Source organism: Variovorax sp. OV084, assembly GCF_900111625.1.
In the GTDB taxonomy this organism is placed as follows: Bacteria; Pseudomonadota; Gammaproteobacteria; order Burkholderiales; family Burkholderiaceae_C; genus Variovorax.
In genome coordinates this window covers 42,753-58,623 of the sequence record NZ_FOII01000001.1, presented here as the reverse complement: position 1 = coordinate 58,623, position 15,871 = coordinate 42,753, and the positions used below count along the sequence as shown (strand labels likewise).

14 protein-coding genes are annotated in these 15,871 nt (G+C 66.7%); 9 read left to right on the top strand and 5 right to left on the bottom strand.

Annotated elements, in window-relative coordinates:
* The first annotated feature begins 45 nt into the window (after window positions 1–45).
* The gene (locus BMW87_RS00300; protein WP_093073296.1) at window positions 46–963 is read left to right on the top strand and encodes a LysR family transcriptional regulator; all 918 of its coding nucleotides are present in this window, start codon (window positions 46–48) and stop codon (window positions 961–963) included.
* A gap of 11 nt (window positions 964–974) precedes the next feature.
* On the opposite strand, the gene BMW87_RS00295 is transcribed toward BMW87_RS00300, so the two are convergent.
* The 3 genes from BMW87_RS00295 to adh form a co-directional block, all read right to left on the bottom strand.
* Window positions 975–1,541: an NADPH-dependent FMN reductase gene (locus BMW87_RS00295; protein WP_093055623.1), complete on the bottom strand. Its 567-nt coding sequence runs from the start codon at window positions 1,539–1,541 to the stop codon at window positions 975–977.
* A gap of 218 nt (window positions 1,542–1,759) precedes the next feature.
* On the bottom strand, window positions 1,760–2,137 hold the full coding sequence (locus BMW87_RS00290; protein WP_093055621.1) for a DUF779 domain-containing protein: 378 nt from the start codon (window positions 2,135–2,137) through the stop codon (window positions 1,760–1,762).
* A complete protein-coding gene (gene adh, locus BMW87_RS00285) occupies window positions 2,137–3,657 on the bottom strand; it encodes an aldehyde dehydrogenase (RefSeq protein ID WP_093055619.1) in 1,521 nt (506 codons plus the stop codon). The genes BMW87_RS00290 and adh overlap by 1 nt, the downstream gene beginning before the upstream one ends.
* A 215-nt stretch (window positions 3,658–3,872) precedes the next feature.
* On the opposite strand from adh, the gene BMW87_RS00280 reads away from it, so the two are divergent.
* The 3 genes from BMW87_RS00280 (at window position 3,873) to BMW87_RS00270 (ending at window position 8,504) form a co-directional block, all read left to right on the top strand.
* Window positions 3,873–5,756 (top strand): sigma-54-dependent Fis family transcriptional regulator, encoded by a 1,884-nt coding sequence (locus BMW87_RS00280; protein WP_093073294.1) that lies wholly within the window; start codon window positions 3,873–3,875, stop codon window positions 5,754–5,756.
* 132 nt (window positions 5,757–5,888) lie between these two features.
* A complete protein-coding gene (locus tag BMW87_RS00275) occupies window positions 5,889–6,731 on the top strand; it encodes a class I SAM-dependent methyltransferase (RefSeq protein ID WP_093055615.1) in 843 nt (280 codons plus the stop codon).
* A 174-nt stretch (window positions 6,732–6,905) separates the two neighbouring features.
* A complete protein-coding gene (locus BMW87_RS00270) occupies window positions 6,906–8,504 on the top strand; it encodes an OpgD/OpgG family glucan biosynthesis protein (protein WP_093073292.1) in 1,599 nt (532 codons plus the stop codon).
* 13 nt (window positions 8,505–8,517) lie between these two features.
* On the opposite strand, the gene BMW87_RS00265 is transcribed toward BMW87_RS00270, so the two are convergent.
* Window positions 8,518–9,435: a LysR family transcriptional regulator gene (locus tag BMW87_RS00265; protein WP_093055611.1), complete on the bottom strand. Its 918-nt coding sequence runs from the start codon at window positions 9,433–9,435 to the stop codon at window positions 8,518–8,520.
* 124 nt (window positions 9,436–9,559) lie between these two features.
* On the opposite strand from BMW87_RS00265, the gene BMW87_RS00260 reads away from it, so the two are divergent.
* Window positions 9,560–10,312 carry a glucose 1-dehydrogenase gene (locus tag BMW87_RS00260; protein ID WP_093073290.1) on the top strand — a complete coding sequence of 251 codons (753 nt, stop codon included), beginning with the start codon at window positions 9,560–9,562 and terminating at the stop codon, window positions 10,310–10,312.
* A gap of 3 nt (window positions 10,313–10,315) precedes the next feature.
* On the opposite strand, the gene BMW87_RS00255 is transcribed toward BMW87_RS00260, so the two are convergent.
* Window positions 10,316–10,684 (bottom strand): FKBP-type peptidyl-prolyl cis-trans isomerase, encoded by a 369-nt coding sequence (locus BMW87_RS00255; protein WP_176928807.1) that lies wholly within the window; start codon window positions 10,682–10,684, stop codon window positions 10,316–10,318.
* Window positions 10,685–10,854: 170 nt separating this feature from the next.
* Between BMW87_RS00255 and eat the strand changes: the two genes are divergently transcribed.
* The 4 genes from eat (at window position 10,855) to BMW87_RS00235 (ending at window position 15,839) form a co-directional block, all read left to right on the top strand.
* Window positions 10,855–12,282: an ethanolamine permease gene (gene eat, locus BMW87_RS00250; protein ID WP_093055605.1), complete on the top strand. Its 1,428-nt coding sequence runs from the start codon at window positions 10,855–10,857 to the stop codon at window positions 12,280–12,282.
* 13 nt (window positions 12,283–12,295) lie between these two features.
* Complete coding sequence (locus BMW87_RS00245; RefSeq protein WP_093073288.1) at window positions 12,296–13,690, top strand: ethanolamine ammonia-lyase subunit EutB; 1,395 nt, start codon at window positions 12,296–12,298, stop codon at window positions 13,688–13,690.
* Complete coding sequence (gene eutC, locus BMW87_RS00240) at window positions 13,687–14,469, top strand: ethanolamine ammonia-lyase subunit EutC (protein WP_093055602.1); 783 nt, start codon at window positions 13,687–13,689, stop codon at window positions 14,467–14,469. Before BMW87_RS00245 ends, eutC begins: the two co-directional genes overlap by 4 nt.
* Window positions 14,470–14,570: 101 nt before the next feature.
* Window positions 14,571–15,839 (top strand): HAD family hydrolase, encoded by a 1,269-nt coding sequence (locus BMW87_RS00235; protein WP_093073286.1) that lies wholly within the window; start codon window positions 14,571–14,573, stop codon window positions 15,837–15,839.
* The last annotated feature ends 32 nt before the right edge of the window (window positions 15,840–15,871 follow it).

Below are 15,871 nucleotides of genomic sequence, written 5' to 3'. Positions count from 1 at the left end.
TTCGCAAAACGCGAAGGGGTGGCCGCGCCTCTCTAGAATCCGCCGATGCCCAGCCCGATCAACCCCGCCCGTGTCGACTTCGTGACGCTGCGCCTGTTCTGCGCGGTCGCGCAGTCGGGCAGCATCACCAAGGGCGCGGAGGCATGCCACCTCGCGCTGTCGGCGGCAAGCCGGCGGCTTTCGGACTTCGAGGCAGCAACGGGATCGAAGCTGCTCGAACGCAGCGCGCAAGGCATCGCGCTCACGCCCGCCGGCCATGTGGCGATGCAGCATGCGATGCGGTTGTTCCAGGGCTTCGAGCAGTTCAGCAACGAGATCAACGACTACTCAAGCGGCGTGCGCGGCCATGTGCGGCTGTGGGCCAACATGTCGGCGCTGACCGAGTTCCTGCCCACGACGCTCGCGACTTTTCTCGCGCAGCATCCCGACATCCGAGTGGAGGTCGAAGAGCAATTGAGCGGCGACATCGTGCGCGCACTGGTCGACGGGCTCGCCGACGTCGGCGTGTTCGCGGAGAACACACCCGCCTATGGGCTCGACGTCGCGCCCTTCCAGACCGACGAACTCGTGGTGCTGTGCGCAAAGCAGCATCCGCTGGCGCGCAGCCGCGTGAAGCAGGTCGACTTCAAGACCTGCCTCGCGCACGAATTCGTCGGCCTGAACCGCAGCAGTTCGCTGCTGGAGCTCACGTCGCGCGCAGCAGAGCAGGCCGGCATCCCGATGCGCCTGCGCGTACAGGTGCGCAGCTTCGATGCGATGTGCCACATGATCGCAGCCAATCTCGGCATCGGCGTGGTGCCGCTGGCCGCGTGCAAGGCGCAGGTTGCGGCGCTCGATCTGAAGGTCGTGCGGCTGAAGGATGCGTGGGCCACGCGGCGGTTGCTGATGGCGACGAAGATGGGGGCCACGCTCTCGCCCGCTGTACAGCTGTTGGTGCGTCAGCTACTCGCCTCATCGACCTAGCGGGCGAAGACTCAGCCAGCCGCCATCCGCTTGACCGCCGCGATCCACTTCTCGAACGCCTTCATCTGGTCGCCGACGAACTTGCGCGTCGTCTCGTCGGTGCAGTTGCCGTCCGCGTCGAACTTGCCGCCCGCGCCGCCGATGAAGACCTCGGGCTTCGCCAGCACCATCGCGTTCACGAACAACAGCACGCGGCGCAGGTCGTACTGAACGCGCGCGCCGCCAACCGGCCCCGGCGATGCCGACAGGATGGCCACCGGCTTGTGCGCGAAGGGCTGGTCTTCGCCGCGGCTGAGCCAGTCGATCATGTTCTTGAACCCGCCCGGAATCGAGAAGTTGTATTCGGGCGTAGCAATCACCACGCCGTCGGCGCGGCGGATGCGGTCGCGCAGCGCCTGCACCGATGCGGGGTAGCCCTTGGCGAACACGTCTGCGTCGAACACCGGCACCTCGCGCCATTCGACGACCTCCATGGCCATCGGCTCGGGCATCAGCGAGCCTGCGAGGTTCAGGGCGGCCCGGTTGATGGAGCCGGTGCGAAGACTGCCGCAGAGGCCGACGATGTCGAGGGTGCTCATTCGGTTTCCTGTTCTTGTGCTGGGGTTGGTGGTCGGCAACTATGGCGTCGGCCAGGTCACCGGGAAAGTGGTTTTCGCGGAAACCACATTTCCTTCAAACGGAAAAGTCCGGCGCGCAGCCGGACTCGGGGGCGCGCTGATCTTCACGGGGTGCTCCTTGGAGATTGATCGAAAAACGCCCCCAGTCTATCTGCGCAACGCCCTCCCGCCTTCCCTTGCTACTTCGCCTCTTCGGCCTCCAGCACCGCCCACTCCTCGTCGGTGAAGAGCCGCGAGCGCGTCAGGAAGCGCAAGCCTTCCGGCCCCTCCAGCGAGAACATGCCGCCGCGCCCCGGCACCACGTCGATGATCAGCTGCGTGTGCTGCCAGTACTCGAACTGCGGCCCGCTGATGTAGAACGGCATGCCGCCGATGTGGCCGAGTAGCCGGTCGTAGTCGCCCACGATGAACTCGTCACGCCCGTAGCACATGGGCGCACTGCCGTCGCAGCAGCCGCCCGACTGATGGAACATCAGCGGGCCGTGCTTTGCGGCGAGCCTGTCGATCAACGCGAGCGCGGCATCGGTCGCGGTGACACGCAGGACTTCGCCGGTCATCAGAAGAAGCCCAGCTTGTTCTCGCTGTAGCTCACCAGCAGGTTCTTGGTCTGCTGGTAGTGGTCGAGCATCATCTTGTGGTTTTCGCGACCGATGCCCGATTGCTTGTAGCCACCGAAGGCCGCATGCGCCGGGTAGTGGTGATAGCAGTTGGTCCACACGCGGCCGGCCTGGATGCCCTTGCCCATGCGGAAGGCGCGGTTCATGTCGCGGCTCCACACGCCGGCGCCCAGCCCGTAGAGCGTGTCGTTGGCAATGGCGAGCGCTTCTTCCTCGTCCTTGAAGGTGGTGACGGACACCACGGGGCCGAAGATTTCCTCCTGGAAGATGCGCATCTTGTTGTGGCCCCTGAACACGGTCGGCTTCACGTAGTAGCCGTCGGCCAGGTCGCCTTCGAGCTTCTGGCGCTCGCCGCCGATCAGCACCTTCGCACCCTCCTGCTTGCCGATGTCGAGGTACGACAGGATCTTCTCGAGCTGCTCGCTGGAAGCCTGCGCGCCGATCATCGTGGCCATGTCGAGCGGGCTGCCCTGCTTGATGGCGGCCACGCGTTTCAGCGCGCGTTCCATGAAGCGGTCGTAGATCGACTCCTGTATCAGCGCGCGCGACGGGCAGGTGCACACCTCGCCCTGGTTCAGCGCGAACATGGTGAAGCCTTCGAGCGCCTTGTCGAAGAAGCCGTCGTCCTTGTCCATCACGTCGGCGAAGAAGATGTTGGGCGACTTGCCGCCCAGCTCCAGCGTGACCGGAATCAGGTTCTGGCTCGCGTACTGCGAGATCAGCCGGCCGGTGGTGGTCTCGCCGGTGAAGGCGATCTTGCCGATGCGGTTGCTCGACGCCAGCGGCTTGCCGGCCTCCACGCCAAAGCCGTTGACGACGTTCAGCACGCCCGGCGGCAGCAGGTCGCCGATGATTTCCATCAGCACCAGGATCGACACCGGCGTCTGCTCGGCCGGCTTCAGCACCACGCAGTTGCCGGCTGCCAGCGCTGGCGCCAGCTTCCACACGGCCATCAGGATCGGGAAGTTCCAGGGAATGATCTGGCCGACCACGCCGATGGGCTCGTGAAAGTGGTACGCGAAGGTTTCATGGTCGATCTCGCTGATGCCGCCTTCCTGCGAGCGGATGCACGAGGCGAAGTAGCGGAAGTGGTCGATGGCCAGCGGCAGGTCGGCCGCCGTGGTTTCGCGGATGGGCTTGCCGTTGTCCCAGGTTTCGGCGGCCGCCAGAACCGCCAGGTTTTCCTGCATTCGGTCGGCGATCCTGTTCAGGATGTTGGCGCGCTCGGTGGTCGAGGTGCGGCCCCAGGCGCCCTTGGCCTTGTGCGCGGCGTCGAGCGCGCGGTCGATGTCGGCCGCCGTGGAGCGCGGCACCTCGCAGAAGACCTTGCCGGTGACGGGTGTGATGTTCTCGAAGTACTGGTTGTCCACCGGCGCGACCCATTCGCCGCCGATGTAGTTGCCGTAGCGCTTCTTGAACGGCACCGCGGTACCGAATTTGCCCGGTTCGAGCATGTCCATGACTTTGTCTCCATATGCAAGGTAGTGGCGCCACGACATGCGGCGGCCCGCATGGACTACCGCAAGCCACATACCCGGCCGGATCGGGACATTCCCTAGGCACCTGCGCACTGCAAACCGATGCCGGAGCGGGTTTTCATTCGCAATCTGCGACATGTTCGCGCGAATATGGCGACTAGGATGTCGCACAAGGCGAAAACCTATCGGAGACACGCATGAGTGGTGAAGCGCATTTGCCATCGATCGGAGTGGACCAGGCCCGCGAGCTGTTCTTCGCGCAGGGCCGCGACCCTGCTCCGTGGATCGCACCGCACATCTCGCGTTCCTGGCAGCGCAGCCGCCCGGTCGACCACCACGTGATCGACCCCGAGCCGATGGCGCTGGCATTGCTGAGCGAACGGCGCGAGCAGGCCATGCGGCTGCTGAACTGCGCGCAGCCCGAGCTCGACGGCCTTGCCGAGCATGCGGTCGGCAATGGCTGCGTGGTGATCCTGTCGGACGCCAGCGGGCTGATCCTCGAAGAGGTCGGCAGTGCCGACTTCCTGCCCAAGGCCGAGCGCATTGCGTTGCAGCCCGGCGTGGAATGGTCGGAGCACAACCGGGGCACCAATGCCATCGGCACGGCGCTGGCGGAGCGAGAAGCGCTGATGGTGCTGGGCGGCGAGCACTACCTGGCGCAGAACGGCGCGCTCGGCTGTGCGGCGGCGCCCATCTTCACCGGCCGCGGCGAACTGGCGGGCGCGCTCGATATCTCTGGCGAGACGGTGCGCGTGAACACGCATGCTCTGGGGCTGGTGCGCATGGCGGCGCAGCAGGTCGAGCACCGCATGATGCTGGCCGAGGCCGGCGGCCACGTGCTGCGCTTCCACGCGCGGCCGGCACTGATCGGCACCGCGCGCGAGGGGCTGATGGTGATCGAGGGCGGGCGCATCGTCGCGGCCAACCGTGTAGCGCTCGAACTGTTCAGCCGCTCGTGGGAGGGGCTGCTCGACCTGGACGCCGAGGCTTTTCTTGGCACGAACTGGCCACGCATGGAGCACCGGCGCAACCTGCTGACGCTGCCGGGCGGGCGGCAGATCGCGATGGTGATGGAGCGTTCGAACACGCCGGATACAGCGCGTACCGCCGCTCGCCACGCCACGTCGTCCCCGGGCATGACCACTGAAGCCGACGACATACAACCGCTGCTGCACAAGGCTGTGCGGGTGCTGAACGAAGGCGTCTCCGTGCTGGTCAACGGCGAGACCGGCAGCGGCAAGGAGGTGTTCTCGCGCCGGCTGCATGCCGCGAGCCGGCGCAGCGCGGGGCCCTTCGTGGCAGTGGACTGCGCCTCGCTGCCCGAGACGCTGATCGAGTCCGAGCTGTTCGGCTACGAGGAAGGCGCCTTCACCGGCGCAAAGCGCAAGGGCATGGCGGGCCGCATCCGCGAGGCTCACGGCGGAGTGCTGTTCCTCGACGAGATCGCGGAGATACCGCTGCCCCTGCAGACGCGCCTGCTGCGCGTGCTCGAAGAGCGCGTGGTCACGCCGCTGGGCGGCGGCCAGGGCGTGGCGGTGGACTTCGACCTGGTCTGCGCCACGCACGGCCACCTGCCGGCACTGGTGGAGGCCGGGCGCTTTCGTGCCGACCTGATGTATCGCGTGGCAGGGTTCACAGTCGCCCTGCCGCCGCTGCACCAGCGCGGCGACCGGCACGCGCTGATCTCGCGGCTGTTCCTCGAGGCAGGCGGCGCGGCCAAGCACCTGCGGCTGGAGAGCGATGCGCTCGAAGCGCTGGCCGCCTACCGCTGGCCGGGCAATGTGCGCGAGCTGCGCAGCACGCTGCGTGCGGTCGTGGCGCTTGCCGATGCGGGCGATTCGGTGACGGCGGCCATGCTTCCCGCGCATCTGGTCGGCGCGTGGACTTCGCCGCCCGACGACGCGACGCCCCATGCCCTGCCACACACCGAACCGCTGATGAGCATCACACGCCACGCCATCGACGAGGCACTCAAGGCCTGCGATCACGACGTGGCGAAGGCCGCCCGCCGGCTGGATGTTCACCGCAGCACCATCTATCGCCATCTTGCGCGCCAGCGCGGCAAGCCCGAGGCACATTGACTGGACAGTCCGCAGGCTGAAGGCGCGGGCCTGCGCAGACATGCGCTTCTCACCCGCCGGCATAACCAAAGACTGACTTGCCCCGCAATGCCGGAGCGGCCAGACTTTGTGCATGGCCTCTCTTCCGCATCCATGACCACCGGCAGACGCGCACGGCGCCTGTCGGCCGTTCCTTCGACCTTGCGGATTCCCCTGGCCGCCCGGGCTTCGGGCGACGCGATGTTTCCGCAAGTGGCCGTGCGGGACGCATACGCCGCGGGCATCCTGGAGCAGATCCGCGACGACGGCCAAGCGCTGCCGGAAGACCGGGCGACCATCTACAGCATCCTCTCGCGCACCCGTCGCTTCCGCAGCCTGGCCCAGGACTTCCTCAAGCAGCACCCCGGCGGCCGCGTGGTGAACATGGGTTGCGGCCTTAGCCATTACTTCCAGTGGCTGGACGACGGCAAGTCCCACATGACCGACGCCGACCTGCCCGAGGTGCTCGAAATGCGCCGCGAGCTGATCCCCGAGACGAATGAACGCCACGACCTGCGCGAGCTCGACCTGACCGCGCCCGACTGGTGGGAACAGCTGGGCCTGCCGCGCAAGCGCAACGCTGCGCCGGTTTTCCTGTTCACCGAAGGCGTGCTGATGTACCTGAAGCCCGAGCAGGTGCAGGCGGTGCTCGCCACCTTCGGCGAACGCGCGCCCGCAGGCTCGATGCTGGCCTTCGACGCCATGTGCTGGCTTGCGGTGGGGCGCGGAAGGCAGCATCCGTCGGTGCGCACGACCGGTGCAGAGTTTCTCTGGGGCATCCGTCGCTCTACCGAACTGACGCAGCCCCATCCGCGCCTGCAGCTGACCGACACTTACCGCGTGCTGGAAGGCATCGGCCTGCCCTACACCTTGTTCGCCCCGATGGTCATGCTGTTTCTCGGGGTGCCGCTGTATGCGCTCTACGCGCTGAAGGCGACGGACGTCGCCGATACATAAACGCACAATTTTGTGAAGTGCCGGCTTTGTCCGGCCCGCGCTGCGCGGAATGGCTGACGCGGTGCGGCCCCGGGCCAGGTCAAGCTACCAGCTGTTCCCGGTCGCGGAGAATGCTCTATCGTCTTCGCTGCTTTTCTTTCTTCTCCCTCAAGATTCGCAACCCTCAAGAACCACATGCTTGATCGCCGATCCTTCCTTGCCGCCGGTGGTGCCGCTGCCGCACTCGCCGCCCTCGGACTGCCCCAGGAGGCACTGGCCGCCAACGGGCTGCAACTGAGCCAGCCCACGCCCTTTTCCTTCGACGCGTTGATCGCACAGGCGAAGTCGCTCGCCGCCAAGCCCTATGCAGCCGCCGCGCCACTGGCGCCCGAGGTGCTCGACCGCATCGACTACGACGCGCACGGCAAGATCAAGTTCGACCCCGCCAACGCCCTCTTCCGCGACGGGCCCGGCGCCTTCCCCGTTACCTTCTTCCATCTCGGGCGCTTCTTCCAGACGCCCGTGCGCATGCACGTGCTCGAGAACACCGACGGCGACGCATTTTCCCGCGAGGTGCTCTACAGCCCCACCTACTTCTCGATGCCGCCCGACAGCCCGGCCCGCGCGCTGCCGCCGGGCGCAGGCTTTGCGGGCTTTCGCCTGCAGGAAAGCCGCCTGGGCGACCAGAGCAAGCTCGACTGGCAGAAGAACGACTGGGTCGCGTTCCTCGGCGCCTCGTACTTTCGCGCGATCGGCGAGCTCTACCAGTACGGCCTGTCGGCGCGCGGCATCGCGCTCGACGTGGCAGTGCCCGACAAGCCCGAGGAGTTTCCGACCTTCACGCGCTTCTACTTCGAGACGCCGGCCGCCAACAACACCACGTCGATGACGGTCTACGCGCTGCTCGAAGGGCCGAGCGTCACGGGTGTGTTCAAGTTCATCATGCAGCGCGGCAAGGCCGTCATCATGGACATCGACGCGCGCATGTTCCTGCGCCGCGACGTGTCGCGCCTGGGCCTGGTGCCGCTCACGTCGATGTACTGGTACTCGGAAACCATCAAGCCCACCGCCATCGACTGGCGCCCCGAGGTGCACGACTCCGACGGCCTCGCAATCTGGAACGGCGCGGGCGAGCGCATCTGGCGCCCGCTCAACAACCCCACGCAGACGCGCGCCTCGGCCTTCGCCGATACCAAGCCGCGCGGCTTCGGCCTGCTGCAGCGCGATCGCGCCTTCGACCACTACCAGGACGGCGTGAACTACGAGAAGCGCCCGAGCCTGTGGATCGAGCCGCTGGGCGACTGGGGCGAGGGTTCGGTGCAGCTCATCGAGATTCCGACCGACGACGAGATCCACGACAACATCGTCGCCTTCTGGGTGCCTAAGGCCGATGCGAAGGCCGGGGCCAGCTACAGCCTGCAATACCGGTTGCACTGGACCGACCAGGAACCCTTTCCGTCGCCTCTCGCGCGCTGCGTGGCCACGCGCATCGGGCGCGGCGGGCAGCCGGGCCAGCCGCGTCCGCAGGGCGTGCGCAAGTTCATGGTCGAGTTCATCGGACAGCCGCTGCAGGCCGTGCCCTTCGGCGTGAAGCCCGAGGTGATGCTGACGGCGGCGCGCGGCAAGTTCTCGTACGTCTTCGCCGAGGCCGTGCCCAACGGCGTGCCGGGCCACTGGCGCGCACAGTTCGACTTCACGCCCGAAGGCAACGAGCCGATCGACATGCGCATGTACATGAAGAACGGCGACCAGACGTTGACCGAGACCTGGCTGTACCAGTACCAGCCGGGCTGAAATCGCGGGCGCTTCAGCGCTTGCCGGCCTTGTTGTAGGGCGCGAAGAGTTCCACCGCCCAGTCCACGAACACGCGCAGCTTGGCGCTCAGGTGCCGGTTGGTCGGGTACACCACGTGCAGGGGATACGGCTCGGGCGCCCAGCCCTGCAGCACCTCGACCAGCGCGCCGCTGGCCAGGTAGGGCGCGGCCATCACATCGAAGGTCTGCGCCACGCCCATGCCGGTGAGCATCGCGCTCAGGTGCGCCGTGCTCTCGTTCACGCCCACCACTGTGTGGCCGTGGATCTCGATGCGCTCTTCACCGCGCCCATAGCGCAGCGGAATCGGCCGGTTGCTCAGCGACGAGAAATAGCCCACCACGCGGTGCGTGCCGTCACCGAGATCCGCGGGCGTCTTCGGCACGCCGTGGCGCTCCAGATAGGCCGGCGTGGCGCAGGTCACGAAGGGCAAGGTCGCGATGCGGCGCGCCACGAGCGACTGGTCGGTCAGCTCGCCCGCACGGATCACGCAGTCGACCGCATCGCCGATCAGGTTCACCGGCCGGTCGCTCACGCCGATCTCGAGTTCGATTTCGGGATAGCGCGCATGGAACGTCGGCAGCTGCGGAATCAGGATCATGTTGGCCAGCGAGGAGCCGACGTCCACCCTCAGCCGACCGCGCGGATTGGCCTGCGCGTTGGTGAGGTCGGACTCGATGTCTTCCAGTTCGGCCAGCACGCGCGCGGTGCGCTCGTAGTAGGCCGCGCCCTCGGGCGTGACCGTCACGCGCCGCGTGGTGCGCTGCAGCAGCTTCACGCGCAGGTGCGTTTCGAGCTGCTGCACCATCTTCGTCACGGTGGGCTTGGGCATCTGCAGCGAGTCGGCGGCGCGCGTGAAGGTGCCGGCCTCGACCACGCGGGCAAACACGCGCATGGCGGTGATCTGGTCCATCGCCGAATTATTAGTGATCCGGAAATAAACAAATCCCGCGCGCCGTCTTGGTCCGCGTGGGGGTCGCGCCCAAACTTGCTTCCATCGACAACGCTGCATTGCAGCAACCACCAAGGAAGAAACCATGACCCTCAAGCTCGACGACAAGATCGCCCTCGTCACCGGCGGCACCAGCGGCATCGGCCTGGCCACCGCGCAACGCTTCGTGGCCGAAGGCGCGCACGTGTTCATCACCGGCCGCCGCAAGGCCGAACTCGACGCGGCCGTGAAGGCCATCGGGCGCAACGTGACCGGCGTGCTCGGCGACGTGTCGAAGCTCGAAGACCTCGACCGGCTCTACGCCACCATCAAGCAGGAGAAAGGCCGCCTCGACGTGCTGTTCGCCAACGCGGGCGGCGGCAGCCTGCTGCCGCTGGGGCAGATCACCGAGGAACACTTCGACAAGATCTTCGGCACCAATGTGCGCGGCCTGCTCTTCACGGTGCAGAAGGCGCTGCCGCTGATGCCCAAGGGGGCATCGATCGTGCTCAACGCATCGATCACCAGCATCAAGGGCAACCCGGCCTTCAGCGTCTACAGCGCGACCAAGGCGGCGGTGCGCAGCTTTGCGCGCAGCTGGACGGTGGACCTGAAGGACGCCGGCATCCGCGTGAACGCCGTGAGCCCCGGCGTGGTGCCGACCCCCGCCTACGACCTGCTGGGCCTCACGGCGGAGCAGGTGCAGGGCTTCGTCGAGGGACAAACCCAGAACATCCCGCTGGGCCGGGTCGGCACGCCTGACGAAATCGCCAAGGCCGTGGTGTTCCTGGCCTCCGACGACAGCAGCTTCGTCAACGGCGTCGAGTTGTTCGTCGATGGCGGCATGGCGCAGATCTGACGATCAGCGCTTGGTGACGGACACCAGCTCCACTTCGAAATTCAGCGTGGCGTTCGGCGGAATCACGCCGCCCGCGCCGCGCGAACCGTAGGCAATCGACGGTGGGCAGGTCAGCTTGGCCTTGCCGCCGGGCTTCATCTTCTGCACGCCTTCGGTCCAGCACGGGATCACGCCGTTGAGCGGGAACTCGGTGGGTTCGCCGCGCTTGTAGGAGCTGTCGAATTCCTTGCCCGTGTCGGGGAAGGTGCCGCGGTAGTGAACCTTGACCACGTCGGTGGCCGCAGGCGAAGCGCCGGTGCCTTCCTTGATCGACTGGTAGATCAGGCCGCTTGGCGTGGTCACGGGCGCAGATTGCGCGAACGCGGCGGGCATTGCAAAGACGGACACGAGAGCGGCACAGAAAAGAGACTTCACAAAACACCTCGAAGGTTGAGAGGCCCCGATTATGGCCAGCGGCCCATATCGGCCCATGCCGGCCTCGTTGGAACGGCCCTTGCTTTGCTGAATGTGCACTGTCAACATTCACGCAGAGAGGAAGCCGCATGAACTCCACCGAAGCCAGCACTGGCGCAGCAGCGCCGGCCCACACAGGCACCGGCCATCTCAAGAAAGTGCTCGGCCCCGTGCAACTCTGGGGCATTGCGGTGGGCCTCGTCATCTCGGGTGAGTACTTTGGTTGGAGCTACGGCTGGAACACGGCCGGCACGCTCGGCTTCCTGGTTGCCACGGTGCTGGTGGCCACGATGTACACCACCTTCATCTTCAGCTTCACCGAGCTCTCCACAGCCATTCCGCATGCGGGTGGTCCTTTTGCTTATGCGCGGCGCGCCTTCGGACCCAACGGCGGTTTTGTCGCGGGCTTTGCGACGCTGATCGAATTCGTCTTCGCGCCGCCGGCCATCGCGCTGGCCATCGGCGCGTACCTCAACGTGCAGTTCCCGGGCATCAACCCGAAGTGGTTCGCCCTGGGCGCGTACGTGATCTTCATCGCGCTCAACTGGGTCGGCGTGGGCATAGCGGCGGCCTTCGAGTTGTTCGTGACGGTGCTGGCCATCGTCGAGTTGCTGGTGTTCATGGGCGTGGTCACGCCGGGCTGGACCATGGCCAACTTCGTGGCCAACGGCTGGGCCGGCGGCAGCGTGCTGAACGGCGCGGCCATCTCGGGCATCTTCGCTTCCATACCGTTCGCGATCTGGTTCTTCCTCGCCATCGAGGGCGCGGCCATGGCCGCCGAAGAGGCGCGCGACCCGCACCGCACCATTCCCATCGCCTATACCACGGGCATCGTCACGCTGGTGGTGCTGGCCTTCGGCGTGATGATCTTCGCGGGCGGCGTGGGCGACTGGCGCAAGCTCGCCAACATCAACGACCCGCTGCCACAGGCCATGAAGGCGGTGGTGGGCGATAACAGTGGCTGGCTGCACATGCTGGTGTGGATCGGCCTCTTCGGGCTGATCGCTTCGTTCCACGGAATCATCATGGGCTACTCGCGCCAGATCTTCGCGCTGGCGCGCGCCGGTTACCTGCCGCGCTACTTCGCCGGCCTGAGCCCGCGCTTCGACACACCGCACCGCGCGCTGCTGGCCGGCGGCGTGATCGGCGTCATTGCCATCTTCAGCGACGAGTGGGTGCAGTTCGGCGGCCAGACGCTCACTGCCAACATCGTGACCATGGCGGTGCTCGGCGCCATCGTGATGTACCTGATCTCGATGGCCGCGCTGTTCAAGCTGCGCCGCACCGAGCCGAACCTGCTGCGCACCTACCGCGCGCCCTTCTACCCGGTCTTCCCGGCCATCGCGCTCGGGCTCGGCGTGGTGTGCCTGGGTGCGATGGTGTGGTTCAACGGCATGCTCACGCTGCTGTTCATCGTGCTGATGGCCGCGGCGTACGGCTACTTCCTGCTGACATCGGCGCAGCGCAAAGCGGCCGCGCCCGACGAGATGCTGTCTTCTTCGACGACCTCCGCCTGACACCTGAAGAAAGATGCTGTATCGCACCACCATCGCCGACCAGGTCTTCGCCTTCGAAGACCTGCGGCAGGTCATGGCCTTCGCGAGCCCCGCGCGCTCGGGCGACTACCTCGCGGGCATCGGCGCGGCCACCGCGCAGCAGCGCATGGCCGCGCGCCATGTGCTGGCCGACACGCCGCTCAAGCAGTTCCTCACCGAAGCGCTGATTCCGTACGAGAGCGACAACATCACGCGCCTCATCATCGACAGCCACGATGCGCAAGCCTTCGCGCCGGTGTCGCACCTCACGGTCGGCGACTTCCGCAACTGGCTGCTGTCCGAGGCTGCCACCACCGCCACGCTCACTGCGCTTGCGCCGGGCCTCACGCCCGAGATGGTTGCGGCCGTGTCCAAGATCATGCGCAACCAGGACTTGGTGTCTGTCGCGAAGAAGTGCAGCGTGGTCACGCGCTTTCGCGACACCGTCGGCCTGCCCGGCCACCTGGCCGTGCGCCTGCAGCCCAACCACCCGACCGACGACCTGCGCGGCGTGGCGGCCTCCACGCTCGACGGCCTGCTCTACGGCGCGGGCGATGCGGTGATCGGCCTCAACCCGGCCTCGGACAGCATGCCGGTGCTTGGCCAGTTGCTGCGCATGCTCGACGAGGTGATCCAGCGCTTCGAGATTCCCACGCAAAGCTGCGTGCTCACGCACGTGACCAACACGCTCAAGCTGGCCGAAGCCGGCGCACCGGTGGACCTGGTGTTCCAGTCGATTGCAGGCACCGAGAAGGCGAACCTCTCGTTTGGCGTGACGCCGGAGCTGCTCGACGAGGCCTACGCGGCGGCGCTGTCGCTCAAGCGCGGCACCATTGGCGACAACGTCATGTACTTCGAGACCGGCCAGGGCAGCGCGCTCTCGGCCAACGCCAACTTCGGCGTCGACCAGCAGACCTGCGAGGCGCGCGCCTATGCGCTGGCGCGGCGCTACAAGCCCTTTCTCATCAACACTGTCGTCGGCTTCATCGGGCCGGAGTATCTGTACGACGGCAAGCAGATCATCCGCGCCGGGCTCGAGGACCACTTCTGCGGCAAGCTGCTGGGCCTGCCCATTGGCTGCGACATCTGCTACACCAATCACGCCGAGGCCGACCAGGACGACATGGACACGCTGCTCGTGCTGCTGGGCACGGCGGGCATCAACTTCATCATGGGCATCCCGGGCGCGGACGACGTGATGCTCAACTACCAGAGCACCTCCTTCCACGACGCACTGTTTCTGCGCGAAACACTGGGCCTGAAGCGTGCGCCGGAGTTCGAAGCGTGGCTGCAGCGCATGCAGATCACCGATGCGGCCGGCCAGCTGGCACCGCCCTCTTCCAACCGGCTGCTGGCCGACATGAGCGGGCTCTCCGCACTCGCGTCATGAGCGATTCACCGGTCACCCCCAACCCCTGGGCGCAATGGCGCTCGGCCACGCCCGCGCGGCTGGCACTGGGCCGCGCCGGCGCCGGCATGCCGACCGACGAGACACTGCGCTTCGGATGGGCGCATGCGATGGCCCGCGACGCGATCCACGCCGCGCTCGACGTCGATGCGCTCGAAGCCGCTTTGACCGCGCAGCGCTGGGAAGTGGCGCGCGCACGCAGCCGCGCCGCGGACCGCACCGAATACCTGCGCCGGCCCGACCTCGGGCGCCAGCTCGATGAAGACGCCGCCACGCGCCTGCTCGGCGACCGGCGCTATGGCTGCGATGTCTGCGTGGTGGTCGGCGACGGGCTCTCCTCGCTCGCGGCGGCGCGTCATACGGTGCCGCTGCTCGCGGCATTGCGATCGCACCTGCCGCCCGACACGAGCTTTGCCCCCGTGGTCATCGCCACGCAGGCGCGCGTGGCGCTGGCCGACGAAGTGGGCGAACTGTTCGGCGCGGCGCTCTCGGTCATGCTGATCGGCGAGCGCCCGGGCCTCAGCTCGCCCGACAGCCTCGGCATCTACCTGACCCATTCGCCAAAGCGCGGCCGGCACGACGCCGAACGCAACTGCATCTCGAACGTGCGCCCCGAAGGCCTGCCCTACGAAGTGGCCGCGTTCAAGCTGGCATGGCTGATGCGAGAGTCCCTGCGCAGGGGACTGACCGGCATTGGGCTCAAGGACGAGAGCGATCTCGCGGTGCTTGAACAGCGCCAGGCGCCATCGCTCGCGCGCTGAGCACAACCCACAAGCGGCAACGCCGGAACTGTCACGAGCGCTTCGTACGCTCGTCATCGTCTTTTTTTGTCCAACGCATGCACTCAAACAGGAAAAAAGCAATGCAACGTCGCCTCCTTCTTCTCTCGCCAATTGCCGCTGCGATGGCTGCGGCCGGCTGTGCCAGCCTGTCGTCCTCCGCGAGGCCGGCCCTTTCGCCCGGCCACTGGGACGCCTTCAACCGCGCGCAGATCGAGGGCCTGATCGCCAGCCTCGGCAAGGGCAGCCCGGGCTACAACGCCGCGAAGCGGCCGTACGTGGTGTTCGACTGGGACAACACCAGCGTCTTCCTCGACATCGAAGAGGCCTCGCTCATCTACCAGCTCGAGAACCTCGTCTTCGGTGCCACGCCCGCGCAGCTCGAAGTGGCGCTTCGCAAGAACATCCCGAAGAAAGACTTCCTGCCCGCGTACAACAACGCGGCCGGCCAACCGGTGAACATCGACCGCGTGGTGCCCGACATCGTCGCGAGCTACACCTGGCTTTACCAGAACTACAAGGGCCTGAAGGGCGACCAGTCGCTGGCCGTGGTGGCACTGAGCCCGCACTACGGCGCATTCACCACCAAGGTGCGCTACCTGTACGAAGCCATCGGCGACACCTTCGACCACGACACGGCCTACCCGTGGGTCACGTACCTCTTCGCCGGCATGACCGAGGCGCAGGTGCGCAAGCTCACGGCCGACACGGTGGCATGGCAGCTGAAGGAGCCGGTCGCCAAGGTCAAGTGGACTTCGCCCACCGCGCTGCCGGGCCGCGCGGGCGTAGTCTCGGTGAGCTGGAAGAACGGCCTGCGCCTGCAGCCCGAAATGCAGGAGCTGTACGCCGCCTTCCGCAACGCGGGCTTCGACGTGTGGGTGTGCTCGGCATCGTTCGTCGATGTGATCAAGGAGATCTCGTCGAACCCCGCCTTCGGCTACAACAATCCGCCCGAGCGCGTGCTCGCGATGGAGCTGGAGCGCGATGCCAGCGGCGTGATCCAGCCCGAGTTCCGCCGCGGCTACGACCAGACGCAGGGCCCGGGCAAGACGAAGAACATCCAGCGCTTCCTGGTCAGCAAGTACGGCTACGGCCCGAGCTTCGTGGCCGGCGACAGCGAAGGCGACCAGAACATGATGGCCGACTTTGCAGACACGAAGAAGGTGCTGATCGTCAATCGCCTGCGCGACCCGAAGACCGACATCGGCAAGTTCTCGGCCATGGCAGTGCAGAACTACGGCAAGGCCGACACGCGCTACCTGCTGCAGGGGCGCGACGACAACACGGGCTCGTGGGTACCCTCGCAACTGCACACGCCGCTGGGCGCAGCACAGGGCAAGGCGCTGAAGTAAACGCGGCGCACCGCGGGCGGTTGCCTATGATC

What these genes read in the sequence shown, in the direction of transcription:
- BMW87_RS00280 (WP_093073294.1), top strand. Translation starts at nt 3,873, where the DNA reads ATGAGTGGTGAAGCGCATTTGCCATCGATCGGAGTGGACCAGGCCCGC.
- BMW87_RS00290 (WP_093055621.1), bottom strand. Translation starts at nt 2,137, where the DNA reads ATGACCGGCGAAGTCCTGCGTGTCACCGCGACCGATGCCGCGCTCGCG.
- BMW87_RS00245 (WP_093073288.1), top strand. Translation starts at nt 12,296, where the DNA reads ATGCTGTATCGCACCACCATCGCCGACCAGGTCTTCGCCTTCGAAGAC.
- BMW87_RS00260 (WP_093073290.1), top strand. Translation starts at nt 9,560, where the DNA reads ATGACCCTCAAGCTCGACGACAAGATCGCCCTCGTCACCGGCGGCACC.
- adh (WP_093055619.1), bottom strand. Translation starts at nt 3,657, where the DNA reads ATGGACATGCTCGAACCGGGCAAATTCGGTACCGCGGTGCCGTTCAAG.
- BMW87_RS00255 (WP_176928807.1), bottom strand. Translation starts at nt 10,684, where the DNA reads ATGCCCGCCGCGTTCGCGCAATCTGCGCCCGTGACCACGCCAAGCGGC.
- BMW87_RS00265 (WP_093055611.1), bottom strand. Translation starts at nt 9,435, where the DNA reads ATGGACCAGATCACCGCCATGCGCGTGTTTGCCCGCGTGGTCGAGGCC.
- BMW87_RS00235 (WP_093073286.1), top strand. Translation starts at nt 14,571, where the DNA reads ATGCAACGTCGCCTCCTTCTTCTCTCGCCAATTGCCGCTGCGATGGCT.
- eutC (WP_093055602.1), top strand. Translation starts at nt 13,687, where the DNA reads ATGAGCGATTCACCGGTCACCCCCAACCCCTGGGCGCAATGGCGCTCG.
- BMW87_RS00270 (WP_093073292.1), top strand. Translation starts at nt 6,906, where the DNA reads ATGCTTGATCGCCGATCCTTCCTTGCCGCCGGTGGTGCCGCTGCCGCA.
- eat (WP_093055605.1), top strand. Translation starts at nt 10,855, where the DNA reads ATGAACTCCACCGAAGCCAGCACTGGCGCAGCAGCGCCGGCCCACACA.
- BMW87_RS00295 (WP_093055623.1), bottom strand. Translation starts at nt 1,541, where the DNA reads ATGAGCACCCTCGACATCGTCGGCCTCTGCGGCAGTCTTCGCACCGGC.
- BMW87_RS00275 (WP_093055615.1), top strand. Translation starts at nt 5,889, where the DNA reads ATGACCACCGGCAGACGCGCACGGCGCCTGTCGGCCGTTCCTTCGACC.
- BMW87_RS00300 (WP_093073296.1), top strand. Translation starts at nt 46, where the DNA reads ATGCCCAGCCCGATCAACCCCGCCCGTGTCGACTTCGTGACGCTGCGC.